Origin of the sequence: Dyadobacter diqingensis, from assembly GCF_024220585.1 — a bacterium.
Taxonomy (GTDB): Bacteria; Bacteroidota; Bacteroidia; order Cytophagales; family Spirosomataceae; genus Dyadobacter; species Dyadobacter diqingensis.
On record NZ_JAMXKF010000007.1, the window covers coordinates 85,681 to 99,634 of the forward strand.

At 42.8% G+C, this 13,954-nt stretch carries 14 protein-coding genes; 6 read left to right on the forward strand and 8 right to left on the reverse strand.

Features of this window, described 5'->3' with window-relative positions; genetic code table 11:
• Position 1 precedes the first annotated feature (1 nt).
• The 6 genes from coaE to nusB all read right to left on the reverse strand — a co-directional run bounded on the left by coaE (position 2) and on the right by nusB (position 4,071).
• Positions 2 to 601 carry a dephospho-CoA kinase gene (coaE, locus tag M1L62_RS18880; RefSeq protein ID WP_254561177.1) on the reverse strand — a complete coding sequence of 200 codons (600 nt, stop codon included), beginning with the start codon at positions 599 to 601 and terminating at the stop codon, positions 2 to 4.
• Between the two features lie 205 nt (positions 602 to 806).
• Complete coding sequence (locus M1L62_RS18885; RefSeq protein ID WP_254561178.1) at positions 807 to 1,496, reverse strand: hypothetical protein; 690 nt, start codon at positions 1,494 to 1,496, stop codon at positions 807 to 809.
• Between the two features lie 162 nt (positions 1,497 to 1,658).
• Positions 1,659 to 1,958: a preprotein translocase subunit YajC gene (gene yajC / locus M1L62_RS18890; protein ID WP_254561179.1), complete on the reverse strand. Its 300-nt coding sequence runs from the start codon at positions 1,956 to 1,958 to the stop codon at positions 1,659 to 1,661.
• 72 nt (positions 1,959 to 2,030) lie between these two features.
• Positions 2,031 to 2,474, reverse strand: coding sequence for a DUF1573 domain-containing protein (locus tag M1L62_RS18895; RefSeq protein ID WP_254561180.1), 444 nt, complete (start codon positions 2,472 to 2,474; stop codon positions 2,031 to 2,033).
• A 13-nt stretch (positions 2,475 to 2,487) separates the two neighbouring features.
• Positions 2,488 to 2,790, reverse strand: a complete 303-nt coding sequence (locus M1L62_RS18900; protein ID WP_254561181.1) for a YtxH domain-containing protein — start codon at positions 2,788 to 2,790, stop codon at positions 2,488 to 2,490.
• A gap of 114 nt (positions 2,791 to 2,904) precedes the next feature.
• Positions 2,905 to 4,071: a transcription antitermination factor NusB gene (gene nusB, locus M1L62_RS18905; RefSeq protein WP_254561182.1), complete on the reverse strand. Its 1,167-nt coding sequence runs from the start codon at positions 4,069 to 4,071 to the stop codon at positions 2,905 to 2,907.
• A 360-nt stretch (positions 4,072 to 4,431) separates the two neighbouring features.
• Here nusB and M1L62_RS18910 point away from each other — a divergent pair, with 360 nt between their 5' ends.
• Positions 4,432 to 6,213 (forward strand): ABC transporter ATP-binding protein, encoded by a 1,782-nt coding sequence (locus M1L62_RS18910; RefSeq protein WP_254561183.1) that lies wholly within the window; start codon positions 4,432 to 4,434, stop codon positions 6,211 to 6,213.
• A gap of 82 nt (positions 6,214 to 6,295) precedes the next feature.
• Here the strand turns inward: M1L62_RS18910 and M1L62_RS18915 are convergent, their stop codons facing one another.
• Both M1L62_RS18915 and M1L62_RS18920 read right to left on the reverse strand, forming a co-directional pair.
• Complete coding sequence (locus M1L62_RS18915) at positions 6,296 to 6,892, reverse strand: 2OG-Fe(II) oxygenase (protein WP_254561184.1); 597 nt, start codon at positions 6,890 to 6,892, stop codon at positions 6,296 to 6,298.
• A gap of 73 nt (positions 6,893 to 6,965) precedes the next feature.
• Positions 6,966 to 7,727 (reverse strand): LexA family transcriptional regulator, encoded by a 762-nt coding sequence (locus M1L62_RS18920; protein ID WP_254561185.1) that lies wholly within the window; start codon positions 7,725 to 7,727, stop codon positions 6,966 to 6,968.
• 129 nt (positions 7,728 to 7,856) lie between these two features.
• Here M1L62_RS18920 and dinB point away from each other — a divergent pair, with 129 nt between their 5' ends.
• The 5 genes from dinB to lgt all read left to right on the forward strand — a co-directional run bounded on the left by dinB (position 7,857) and on the right by lgt (position 13,942).
• Complete coding sequence (gene dinB, locus M1L62_RS18925; RefSeq protein ID WP_254561186.1) at positions 7,857 to 9,095, forward strand: DNA polymerase IV; 1,239 nt, start codon at positions 7,857 to 7,859, stop codon at positions 9,093 to 9,095.
• 235 nt (positions 9,096 to 9,330) lie between these two features.
• Positions 9,331 to 12,294, forward strand: coding sequence for a DNA polymerase III subunit alpha (locus tag M1L62_RS18930; RefSeq protein ID WP_254561187.1), 2,964 nt, complete (start codon positions 9,331 to 9,333; stop codon positions 12,292 to 12,294).
• Between the two features lie 93 nt (positions 12,295 to 12,387).
• Positions 12,388 to 12,903, forward strand: a complete 516-nt coding sequence (locus M1L62_RS18935; protein ID WP_254561188.1) for an RNA polymerase sigma factor — start codon at positions 12,388 to 12,390, stop codon at positions 12,901 to 12,903.
• On the forward strand, positions 12,884 to 13,081 hold the full coding sequence (locus M1L62_RS18940; RefSeq protein ID WP_254561189.1) for a hypothetical protein: 198 nt from the start codon (positions 12,884 to 12,886) through the stop codon (positions 13,079 to 13,081). Before M1L62_RS18935 ends, M1L62_RS18940 begins: the two co-directional genes overlap by 20 nt.
• The gene (gene lgt, locus M1L62_RS18945) at positions 13,082 to 13,942 is read left to right on the forward strand and encodes a prolipoprotein diacylglyceryl transferase (RefSeq protein WP_254561190.1); all 861 of its coding nucleotides are present in this window, start codon (positions 13,082 to 13,084) and stop codon (positions 13,940 to 13,942) included.
• Positions 13,943 to 13,954 lie beyond the last annotated feature (12 nt).

Sequence of the window (13,954 nt, forward strand, 5' to 3'; positions counted from 1 at the left end):
TTTACTTTGCTCCGCCAGCTTGCAGAAATAATTGATGAAGATGTAAAACCTGAGGAATCAAGGCAACATTTTCATCATTATTGATCGTAAAGTCAGCGATCGCCTGACGTTCCTCATCGGAAATCTGCCTTTCGATAATGGCTCGAATCTCTTCTTCCGAGCGGTTTTTATCCCGTTTTTTTACTCGCTGAATCCGCAGTTCGATGGGTGCCTGCACAACGATCACATAATCCAGGTTGTTATTAACACCGGCTTTATTCATGATAGCCGCTTCCTTGATCACATAAGGCGATTCACTGTTTCTTGCCAGCCAGTCGGCAGTATCTTTACCCACCGCAGGATGGATAATGGCGTTTAGCTTTTTAAGAAGATCTGGATTTTTAAAAACCTTGTCAGAGACATAAGGCCGGTTATATTCACCAGCCTCGGTATAAGATTCCTCGCCCAATAATTCCACAACGGCCTTACGTATCACCAAATCATGATTGGTGAGCCATTTTGCGCGCGTGTCTGCATCATAAACGGGAATATCAAGGCAGGCAAATAATTTACAGACGATGCTTTTACCGGAGCCTATTCCACCTGTTACGCCTATATTCAACTTTATTAATTGTTAATGGTAAATTATCAATTGTTAATCCCTGAGCGTTAGAAATCCCAGAACCAGAAGTCAAGACTGGGGCACCCTCGTTTCGAAAACTTGACTTATCTATCTTCTTCCAAAATCTGCCAATCTCTCCAAAAAACCCGATCAAGCCACCATTAATAATTAATAATTAACAAAACCGGCCGCCCGGCATTAACAATTACTTTATACTTCCCAGCACCTGCGCCACTTCGAAACTCACGTAAACATCCCGGTGACTGACTTCCACCAAAGGCGTTACAGGAAGCGGGATCGGCAGACTTTCGTCAAAATTATTCTGAATTTTCTTCGTTGGGATGCCGATACGGATTGTATCCGGATACCCGCGTACCAGAGAAATGGGACCGTCAATTGAAATCAGTGACGGAGAAATGTTAATGATACTCGAAATTACATACCCTTCACGCATATTGATCCCCACGCTGTCAATGCGGATGGGGATAATTTTACGGATCTTTCTTTCAAAACTCAGTTCAAAAGTATCAGAAACGACATAGTTAACCTTTACGTCCGGGAATAACTCCGTGATCTGATCGGTCAGTGAAGTCGAATTAATAAAACTCGCTTTGGTAGGATTAAGTACTTTATAAACCACCGGCATGGCATTGAAATTCAGCCAGGATTTTCTGAGCAGATTCCATCCGTCTCCCGTCACATTCACCGAAATTCTTTTAGGCAAGGGCTGTAACGGAACGAAGGCAGCGGCATCGTACTCAACCGTAAGCGGATAGCTGAGTCTTATGGAATAATCGTCTTTGTTCAGCACATTCATCAACCAGAAAAATGTAGCCGCCAAAAGACATCCTATAAAAGTTTTAATCTTATTCCGACCTGAAGGAATGTTACTCACAGCTGGTTTTTAAAATTGTACATCAAAATGTACAGTTAAGTATTATACAAAAATAGCGGTGTCAGGGATTTGATGTAAATACCTTAATATCAACTATAAAGGCCACCCCTGACACCACTATGAATATTTTCTCAAATAGATAACGTTCTTCTGTTAATTCTATTATTCTGCAACCGTACGGGCAATCGCCGATTTGTCCACAGTTAATTTTACACCTTTATCCAGTTCAAGTGTTACCAAAGTTTCCTCCACCGTGTAAACTTTTGCGTGAATTCCGCCGATTGTAACTACCTGATCTCCTTTTTTAATGCTGTTAAGAAGCTCTTTTTGCTCCTTTTGTTTCTTTTGCTGAGGGCGGATCATGAAGAAATAAAATACCCCTATAATCCCAACCCACATCACGACCTGATAAATCATGGCTTGTGAGCCACCTGCTGCTTGTAATAAAATTGAAAGTGTCATTATTAAATTAGGGTTATTGAGATAATTAAAACGAGATCAATTCAGATCAATAGCGGGGAATAAATTCCCGTTTTATTTCACTGCTTCGGGTTTTGGCTCTGAATTTACAATACCTCTCAGCCTCAGTTCCGAATAAGCAGGATCTGTATTGGCATACACCGTTACAGTTTTCACCTGCGGGCCTGATTTCCCTTTGCTGTTAAAACGAACTTTTATGCTCGACGCAGCATTCGGACTGATCGGCTCACGGGGCCATTCCGGCGTTGTACAACCGCATGATGATGTAATATTGTTCAGAATCAGCGGATATGGGCCATCATTTTTAAAATGAAAAACATGTTCCACAATCTCCCCTTCCTGAATGGTACCGAAGTCGTAAGACGAGCTGTCTGTCAATGTGAAAACCGGAAGTTTAATATCTCCGTTTTTCGTTTCAGCCTTTTTTTCGGAACCCGAACAATTAACAAGCATTAAAGCAATCCCCGAAAGAACTACGAATGCGGCAATTTTTTTCATACGTTAAGTTAAATCAGTTCGTCTGACCTTTTATCTGCGCCATCAGACGATCAACGTCTTCAAGCAATTTTTCTGCTTTTTCACGCGCGTCATTTACAACACGCTCCCCTTCGGCTCTTGCATAGCTGTCAGGCTGATTTTTTCCTTCGATCAGGTCTTCAATAACAGCCTGTAACTTTTCACGGTATTTCGACAACCGGTAAGTCAGCTGTGTACGAAGTACATTTCCCTTATCCGGCGCGTAAAGAATACCCAACGCTGCTCCTGTGGCACATCCTGTCAAAAATGCAATTAAACTACGGCTTGATTTACTCATGGCATTGTAATTTATAGCGGTTAGCCGCAAATGTTGGTGGTTAGCTTTTAAATTATTTACAATAAACAAATTTTTCGGGTTTCCCCTCTGCCCTTCAGCCTAAAAATTCTGTGCCTATTTATTATCTATCAATCCGCGGCCGCTTTTTCTGACAATACCTTGTGCTGCAAGTTTCACCGAAAGCACATCCAGTACACCATTTATAAACTTGCCGCTTTTTGGCGTGCTATACCTTTTTGCAATTTCAATAAACTCGTTGATCGTCACTTTCACTGGTATCCCCGGGAAGTGAATAAGCTCTGCCAAAGCAGTTTTGAGAATGATCATATCAACCAAAGCGATACGGTCGAGCTCCCAGTTTTTCAGCTGTTCGTCAAGATAACCATCATACTGGTCACTTTCCTCGATCACCGTTTTGTATAATTCTTCAACAAAGAAACGATCTTCTTCCCAGTCTTTTGTCAACGGTGCAAGGCTGAAAGTATCAGCACTGTCAGCTGACTTAAGCGTTTTTATCGCAAGTCCGCGGATCAGTTCACTGTGGTCTGCCCAGTACAAATCACGTTGTTCCAGGAAATCCAGAGGAACTTCGTGTTTCAAAATAACCTGACGTAAAATGTATTGGATGATCAGTTGGTCTTCTTCTTCGGTGTGTTCCTTTTTGTGGCAGTATGCCTCATACTCGGCATTCTTACGTAATGCTTCACGATAGGTCTTACGTATCATGTTCATGTCATTACTCCAGTTGATACCGTTTCTGATGATTTCTTCTTCCAGCGTTTTATCTGCCTGAAGAACATTGATTACACGATTGGTGTTCAAGCCGCCATCCTTTGGAAAAGGGGCTTCGGGATCATCATATCTGCGCTCACGGTCCATTTTCGCCTGATGAGCCAGTTCCAGCAACATCGACAAAACCCGGATAAAATCAACGTAAATAGATTCCGTCTCATTCAACACCCGGCGAACCATCTTCTCTCCGTCTCCCTCAGTCTGTCTCTTATATGCTCTGAATGCGCTTTCGGCAACTTTCAGCACGTCAGAAGTAAATTCTTCATTTTCCTTCACTTCGCCGCTTTTAATAAGTTCGTCCAACGCTAGTCCCGCCAAACGCTTATTGTTGTTTAATTTCTGCTTATCCTGAAACTCCATAGAGTTCAAATCAGGGGCAAATGCTTCCTCAATCTGATCCAGGGCAAGTAATCGGTTGGCATCAGCAGTTAATTTGCGCGCATAAAGAGCTTGAACAGCTTTTGTTCGTAATAATCTTCTATTCAGCATAAGCCGGAACACTAATTGGATAAAAGGTACAGTAAACCAAAGAACGTATCTGCGTGTTAAGCAAGGTTTTTTATTTTACAATACCCCGCGTTAATATTAAAATTGACCGCAAAATTAGACTATTTTGTTTAGAAATGGAAAAATGCAAGTCAGGCTTTTTAATTTTGCAACGTTTTAAAACGTTTGAATGTTGGTATTTAAACACACCAGAATCAGACAAAATTTTAATGACCGACGAAAAACCGGAATATTTAATTTTAGCAATTTCTTCATTGCGGATAATCGTTTTAGTGTGAAATGGCTATCAGCCAAATAAATCACTGAAGAATAACGCAAAGACCAAATCAACCACATTACCACGTGAAAGCACTTAAGTACCTCAATAAGTACCTCTTGAAGTATAAATGGTATCTTATTTTAGGAATAATTTTTACCATAATTTCTAATCTTTTTGGAATTATTCCGGCACAACTTGTTCGTTATGCACTGGATTTGGTTGGCGAGACGCTGGACGTCTATTATTTATTTGACGGTGCAGCCTTACAATCGGAGCTCTATGACAGCTTCGCTTTCACCATTTTGTTATATGGACTGCTTATTCTCGCCATGGCCTTACTTAAAGGAATATTCTTGTTTCTGGTGAGACAAACCATTATCGTCATGTCAAGACATATTGAGTATGAGTTAAAAAATGACGTTTACAACCATTACCAGACTTTACCGACCAGTTTTTTCAGAAGTCACAACACGGGTGATTTAATGGCGAGAATCTCCGAAGATGTCAGCAATGTGCGGATGTATGTCGGTCCGTCTTTGATGTACGGAATCAACCTGATCGTGCTTTTTATCCTTGTTATTTCTTACATGCTCACGGTCAACGCGAAACTTACACTTTACGTACTGTTGCCACTTCCGTTGCTTTCCATCAGTATTTACGTGGTGAACAGCATGATGATGAAACGCTCTCAGGAAATTCAAAAACAGCTTTCAGCGCTTTCCACCTATGTCCAGGAAGCTTTTTCTGGTATCAGGGTTATTAAATCTTTTGTACAGGAAAAACATTCTTTTACCAATTTCAAAACAGAAGCGGAGGATTTCAAGGACAAGTCGCTTCGGCTGGCCAAAGTCGACGCATTCTTTTATCCTGTTATTGTGCTGCTGATTGGAATCAGTAACATCCTTGTCATCTTTGTCGGTGGTAAGGAGATCATGAACGGCAACCTTACGCCGGGAAATATTACGGAGTTTATCTTGTATGTCAACATGCTGACCTGGCCCGTTATGGCGCTGGGCTGGACAACCAGTCAGATCCAGCGCGCGGCTTCTTCTCAAACCCGAATCAATGAATTCTTGAATGTAAAAAACACCATTGTTTCCGACAAGAATATTGAGAAACCACTCGACGGGATTATCTCTTTTAAAAATGTAGGATTTATATATCCGGACTCTGGCATTCAGGCGCTGGAAAATTTCAATCTCGAAGTCAAACACGGTGAGAGTGTTGCCATTTTGGGAACGACGGGTTCAGGAAAAAGCACACTGGCACATTTACTTTGCAGGTTATATGATCCAACCAGTGGTGAGATTTTGGTTGACGGCATCCCACTCCGTGACTACAATGTGCACGCCTATCGCCGCCAACTGGGTTATGTGCCGCAGGACGTATTTTTATTCTCTGATTCGATCGCCAATAATGTCCGGTTTGGAAGCACCGATATGTCTCAGGAACGCATCGAGCTGGCCGTTAAGGATGCCGATTTGCTTCGTAACATTCAGGATTTCCCGCAAGGTTTTGAAACCCGATTGGGCGAGCGTGGCATCACATTATCAGGCGGGCAAAAACAAAGACTGTCAATCGCCCGTGCCATTGCCCGCGATCCCAAAATCCTTATTCTGGACGACTGCCTTTCCGCTGTTGACACCAACACGGAAAACATTATTCTGACAAATCTGAAACGCATCATGGACGAACGTACTTCGGTGATTATTTCTCACCGGGTGTCGTCTGCTAAGCTGGCTGATAAAATCGTCGTGCTGGACGAAGGAAAAATTGTAGAGACGGGCACCCATACCGAACTGATGGCTAAAAATGGCGCTTACAAGGAATTGTATGAAAAACAGCTAATGGCGGAAGAGGTTTAAAATTAGAAAAGTATAATAATGAAATGGTCCTGAAAGAGTATTCACTCAGTCAGGGCCATTTCATTATTATCGATACTCCTGATCACGCTCTGTGAATCCAGCAGTTGACAGCGAAACGCCAATCCTCAAACTCAACTCCGGGAGCAACGACCGGCAACACTTCATGCGGTGAAAAAGAAGGAAAGGCCAGCAATGAGTTATTGTCAGGTGAAATATCTTTGGGCTGAATATCTTCGTCACCAATGGCAATCGTGTGAAGCCTCAAATCACCCCCTTTGAACTTTTTTGGTATGCTGTGAAAATAATACACGGCACTTATTATTCTTGGATTTTCTGTTTTTTCGTGAACCGCCGTATCAATATGTGTCGCAAAAAGAGCACCGTCACCATGCGCAGCCAACTGGACTTCGATTTCGCCAATCTCAAACTTTGAAATCTGAAGATTTTCAATCATCGAAGGAATCAGCTTGCGTATATTTTCCTGAATTATTTCACGGTAAGGCCCGCAATCCATTAATGTCTGCGAAATACGGGAGTCTGAAACTTTTTGCACGCCCTTCGAATACACAACAGACGGCTTAAAATTTTCTTTTTCTTTTATAGCATAAGCCAATATTTCAGTATTCAATTCCTGACTAAAAACGTCATGAATGTGCATGTAAGGGAATAATCTAGCCATCAAAATCTGATATTTAATAAAACCAATGTGTGACTTATAGTAAAAATAGATCAAAATATCTGATCACCAATTTCTACTTCACCAGTTTTCTTACTTCCTCCTTCAACTCCCTCATTTCCTGATGCAAATTTTGCAAGCTGACAGAGGTTGAATCCGTTTCCATGTCAAAAGTGAGCTTGCTATGGACCTGCCAGATTTCTCTGACCTCACTCCTGTCAACAGCAATCGGACTGTATTCGGGATTAAGCGAAATCAGGTTTACAAAAGTCGTTTTATCGTCCTTTTGAATCTTTTTTACCAAAATACTGTCGGCCGTCACAATCACATACATCCGGTTGCTTTTTACATGATCCCAGCCTTCAACGGCCTTGCCCACGATCCATTCATCCGACTGCAAAACCGGCGTCATGCTGTCACCGTCAACCTGAAACCCCCTGAAAGTCGCATTCCGGAACTCGGGCAACGGAATACCAAAAGCCGGCAGATTCTCAAACCAGTTTGCATCACCAAGGTTATGAGGATAACCGGCAGCAGCCTTTGCACTGACAAGTACGATATTCTCCTTACCTGCATTATCGACGGTCACTACTTTCGGGCTCATCACCGGCTCTCCTATCCGCAGATACTTTTGCCCGCTTTCTCCGAAAAGCCAGAGCGGATTGATATGATGCTGCTTTAAAAGCTCCTTCACAACCTGCCCGGGAATCCTGGTTCGCCCGCGTTCAATATCCGCAGTAGTGGCACTGATACCCAGCTGCTCGGCAAATGCAGCCTGGGTAAGATTCAACTCCTCTCTTATTTGCTTGAAACGTTTGCTTTCGTCTTCGATCGGCATAGGTCTGAGAAACTTGGGGTTAACGGGCTAATATTGTCAAAGATATAATTTTTTTGGAATATTTCCATTGTTTATTCAGGAATTAATCCATAATTTTGGAAATAATCCATCAACTAGTAAAAATTCCAAATGAACATGGAGCGAACTATCCTGCATATGGACCTCGATACATTTTTCGTCTCTGTCGAACGTAAGATTGATAATCGTTTGGAAGGAAAACCCATTTTGGTAGGAGGAATTGGTGACCGTGGGGTCGTGGCGGCATGCAGTTATGAAACCCGTTCATTCGGTGTACACTCAGGGATGCCCATGAAAATGGCAAGAAACCTTTGCCCTGAGGCTACGGTCATACGCGGTGAAGGCGGTGTGTATTCAGAGCATTCAAAAGTCGTTTCTGAAATTATCCGGCAAGCTGTTCCGGTTTTTGAGAAAGCCAGTATCGATGAATTTTACGCAGATTTATCAGGGATGGACAGATTTCAGGGATCGTCTTACAAAATGGCGCAGGAGCTCCGGATGCGGATTAAAAAAGAAGCAGGACTTCCAATTTCATTTGGACTCTCGGCCAATAAACTGGTTTCGAAAGTAGCAACCGGTACTGCCAAACCAGATAATGAAAGAAAGATTGAATTTGGAACAGAAAAAAGTTTTTTGGCGCCGATGTTAGTCAAAAAAATTCCGATGGTCGGTGATAAAACAACGCAAATTTTATACAATCTGGGTATTAAACATGTAAAAACGATACAGGAAATGCCTGTTGAAATGATGGCAAAAGTGTTGGGTAAAAACGGTTTCGTATTATGGAATCGTGCCAATGGAATAGATGATACACCGATTATCCCCTTTCACGAGCGAAAATCAATTTCCAATGAGCGCACTTTTGGCAAGGATACGGGAGACGTGAAACGGATGCGTGAAATGATCAGAGCTATGACTGAAAACCTGGCCTATCAGCTTAGAAACGGTGACAAATTGACGTCTTGTATTTCGGTAAAAATACGGTACTCCGATTTTAATACTTTTTCAAAACAACTAAAAATCCCGTACACATCGGCAGATCACATGCTGATACCGCAAATTGAAAGGTTATTTGACCAACTTCATAACCGCAGGATGATGGTTCGACTTGTAGGTGTCACGTTCAGTGATTTGGTAAATGGAAACTATCAGATCAATATGTTTGACGATTCCGAAGAAAAACTAAATCTATACCAGGCCATGGATCTTTTACGAAACCGCTACGGAACAGACAAACGAGGCAACTCGATTGTAAGCTGGGGCACCACACTGGGCATTGCCAATATATCGAGCATGGGAAACCCCTTCAACGGAGAGCCTCCGATCATTCCGGCACACAGGAATGCTTAGGGAAAGATGATGGAGAAGTTTGCCGGTAAATTTCAGGCTGCATAGTGGCTACTTGTTTATGGCCAAGGTCAATAACAAATTTACAGGCTCGATCGGAGCATTTTATAACGGATAGTAAGCATAAATCACACGAACTAAAACGCTTACATCCGTTCCGGGTTGGACCAGCAATCTGTAATATTTTCACTGTAAAACTTTCATCCCTTAGGGATTCCTCAGCGTCCCCCAAAAGATCATGTTACTCAACTGCCACTCTTATTTCAGTCTTCGCTACGGGATGATACCGGAGGAAGAATTACTTAAACTTTGCGTGCAGCATGATTATCATACCATCGCGCTTACCGATATCAACAATACTTCCGGTTGCCTGAATTTTGTGCGCACGGCTGCTAAATATGACGTCAAGCCCATTCTGGGTATCGACTTCCGGAATGGTATGCAGCAACAGTTTATAGGGTTGGCAAAAAACAATACCGGTTTTCAGGAATTGAATGCCTATTTATCCGGGCATTCCCATAACAAAACCAGTTTTCCAGATCAGGCTCCGCCCCTCGAAAATGTGTTTTTCATTTATTCATTTGCGCAGCTTCTGAAGACAAAAAAAGAATCGTTTGCCGACAACGAATACATCGGGATCGCTATCAAGGACTTAAATCGTATCCGGTTTTCACCACTGGCGAGGCACGAAGAGCGCTTTGTCATATTACATCCGGTGAGTTTCCGGCACAAGAAGGATTTCAGTGCGCACCGGCTTTTGCGTTCCATTGATGAAAATACATTGCTGAGTAAACTTTCAAATTTTACCATTGGTGAAGAAACGGAGCAGATATTGCCTGCTAAAACGCTCGAATATCAATTTAAAAACCTCGACACCATTGTTTACAACACCGAAAAGCTGATGGATCAGTGCAACATCCATTTTACTTTCGGGGAGGAAAGGCAGCACCAGAACCTCAAAATATACAAGGAAAACGAGGCTGAAGATTATCAACTGCTAACGTCTTTAACCTATAAAGCACTCGGCTATCGGTATGGAAACGATATTAATGACAAAATTTTTGACCGGATATCATCAGAACTGGAAATTATACAGAAACAAAATTTCGTCCCGTTTTTCCTCGTCAACCACGACATTGTAAGTTATGCAAAACAGAAAGGTTATTATTACGTCGGACGGGGAAGCGGGGCCAACAGTATCGTTGCTTATTTGCTAAGCATAACCAACGTCGACCCGATCGAACTGGATCTTTATTTTGAACGCTTCATCAACATTCATAGAAAAAACCCTCCCGATTTTGACATCGATTTTTCGTGGAAAGACCGGGAGGATATTACCCGTTACATTTTCGAGACGTTTGGTAAAAAAGGCCAGGCCGCGCTTTTAGGTACGTACAGCACCTTTCAGCATAGTGCTGCGGTGCGCGAGCTGGGCAAAGTTTTTGGTTTGCCGGCCTATGAAATCGATGCACTCAGCGACGGAAAATATGATACCCAAAAGCTTGATCAGTTGTCAGCTCTGGTGATCAAATATGCAGCGTATTTTCAGGAAAACAAGCAACCCAATCACCTGAGCATTCATGCCGGAGGAATTCTGATTTCCGAGCGGCCGATCCATTATTTTTCAGCGACCGACCTTCCGCCGAAGGGTTTTCCCACAACCCAGTTCGACATGGTTATCGCCGAAGATGTAGGGCTGAACAAATATGATATTCTCAGTCAGCGCGGGCTGGCGAAAATCAAGGAGACTTTGGAAATCATCCGTTACAACAAACCCGAAGCTCCGGAAATTGATATTGACGACGTAAAGCAGTTCAAGATTGATCCCCGGATCAACGACCTCATTAAGCAGGCGCAGTGCATTGGTTGTTTCTACGTAGAATCACCTGCGATGCGTATGCTTCTGAAAAAACTGGAAGTGGATAACTATCTGGGTCTGGTGGCTGCAAGCTCCATTATTCGTCCGGGTGTTGCCAAAAGCGGCATGATGCGGGAGTATATTTTGCGGCATCAGGACCATGACAGAGTGCAAAACGCTCATCCGGTTCTGCTCGATTTAATGCCGGAAACTTATGGCATCATGGTTTATCAGGAAGATGTGATCAAGGTTGCCCATTACTTTGCCGACTTAACACTGGGAGAAGCCGATGTGATCCGCCGTGGTATGAGCGGAAAATTTCGCGGGCGGGACGAATTCGAGCAGGTTAAGGCCAAGTTTTTCAAAAATTGCAGAAACAAAAAATATGATTCCAAGATCACAGAGGAGATCTGGGGGCAGATCGCCAGTTTTGCCGGTTATGCTTTTGCGAAAGGACATTCCGCATCCTACGCGGTAGAAAGTTATCAGACACTTTTCCTGAAAGCCTATTACCCGCTCGAATTCATGGTAGCCGTGCTGAATAACGGCGGCGGCTTTTATGCGCCCGAGTTATATGTCCATGAAGCGAGAATGCACGGCGGCAATGTGCTTGCACCTTGCGTCAACCACAGCCAGGCCCAGGCCGTGATCAAGGGAAACGATATTTATCTGGGCATGCAGTCTTTAAATGAAATTGAAGAAAAAACCATTCTCCGGATCATAGAAGCACGTGAAGCCGAAGGCCACTTCACTTCATTGAACAATTTTCTGGACCGGGTGGCGATTTCCATTGAACAGCTGACCATCCTGATCCGTATCAATGCGTTCCGGTTTACGAAAATCGATAAAAAAACGTTGTTATGGAAAGCACATTTCCGGCTAAACAAGGCTGTAAACAAGACTCCCCAAAAACAATTATTTCAGGTTGACGTAAAAGAATTTGCTTTGCCGACATTTGAGACATCTTCCACCGACGAGGCGTACGACCAGATCGAACTGTTGGGTTATCCGCTTTGCAGTCCGTTTGAACTTCTGAAAAACCCGATGTCGAAAAGCGTGATGTCAAAAGATCTGTACAAACATATTGACCAGGAAGTTATTCAATATGGCTATCTGGTGGCCGTCAAGAACACCCGTACCTCAAAAGGCGAACGGATGCAGTTTGGTACGTTTCTGGATCAGGAAGGACAATTTATCGACACTGTACATTTCCCGCCGGTCGCGGCAAAATACAATTTCTCCAACAAGGGTGTGTACAAGATTTATGGCAAAGTGATTGACGAGTTTGGCTTTCTGAGCATTGAAGTGACTGAGATTATACGGATGGATTTAGCCTTGCGATAACGGATACGATAATTTTATTTTACATTTTTCTGTTGTACCTGTGACATTTACCCTTTCAAATGATACTAATGTTCTGTCATTAAATGAACAGCGATGAATTCTGTAAACAAAACGTATTTCGTGCAAATCATTCAGGAGCATCAGGGCATTATCAACAGCATCTGCCATATCTACTATGCCGACTATGAAGATGTAAAGGATGCGCGGCAGGACATTATTTTACAATTGTGGAAATCACTGCCGACCTTTCGCGGCGACTCCAAAATCAGCACCTGGATTTACCGGGTAGCGTTGAACACCGTGCTCGTCAAAATCAAAAAAGACAGGAAAAACACACTGAGTGATCCTTTGTCGGACGTTCATCTGAACACCGGCTCCCACACCGATGATCCGCCAAATGATGATGTGGAGCAACTCCTGTTCCTCGTCGATCGACTCGAAGCAACCGACAAAGCCGTTATGATCTTACATTTTGAGGGTTATAACCATAAGGAAATTGCTGAAACACTGAACATGACGGCTACCAACATCAGCACCCGTATGAACCGGATCAAGAACAAACTTAAAGAAACTTTTAAAGCGGCCTATCATGAAATCAGATCCATTTAATGCTTCCTGGAACAGGTTCAAAAGTTCAAACAGCCTGATCCAAATCAGTCAGGATGAAATTCTTGACATTATTGAAAATGCCGAGAAAAACTCCTTCCATTTTTCGTCAGCGCGTATTTTCCGCAACGCTGCTATTTTTTCTTTCCTGATCATATTTTGTCAAAATTGTTATCTGTAAATGGATCTCGCACCGCTTTCCTACATACACTGGGACGTAAACCCTAATGTATTTCCAAATCTTGAAATCCCGAAATGGTATGGTTTATGTTGGGCAACAGGCGTATTGCTGGCCTATCAGGGTATGCGCTACATCTATAAAAAAGAGGGAAAAGGACTCAATCAGCTTGATATCCTGGCAACCTATATCATGGTCGGAACTTTACTTGGCGCCAGACTGGGGCATATTATTTTCTACGATCCGACGTATTACTGGCATCACCCGATTGAAATTCTCCCGATACGTCTGACACCATCTTTTGAATTTACGGGCTTATCCGGACTGGCAAGTCATGGCGGTGGTATCGGCGTTTTCTTATCCATTTATCTCTATTGCAGAAAATATCAGGAAAGCTTTCTGCAAATCGCAGACAGACTCACCATTGCTGTTGCTTTAACGGGTGCATTTATCCGGTTTGGAAATCTATTAAATTCTGAAATGATCGGGGTACCGACAAATCTTCCCTGGGCTTTTGTTTTCACTTCAACCGATAACATCCCAAGGCATCCCGCACAACTCTACGAATCCCTTTTTTGCCTTTTCCTCTTCGCTCTTTTATTTTCATTATGGAAAACAAAAGCAGACAGGATCCGGGACGGCTTCCTTTTAGGCGTATTTCTAACCACACTTTTCAGCTTCCGCTTTGTTGATGAATTTTTCAAAATCAACCAGGAACCGTTTGAAGATGAACTATTGCTGAATATGGGACAAATACTGAGCATACCCTTTTTCCTGACCGGTATCATTTTAATTTTCAGATCAAACAGACGCCAAAATTCCGCTTTTCCAACCCCGGGTTCAGGACCTCCAGGAAGCGTTTAAAATCAAAAAATG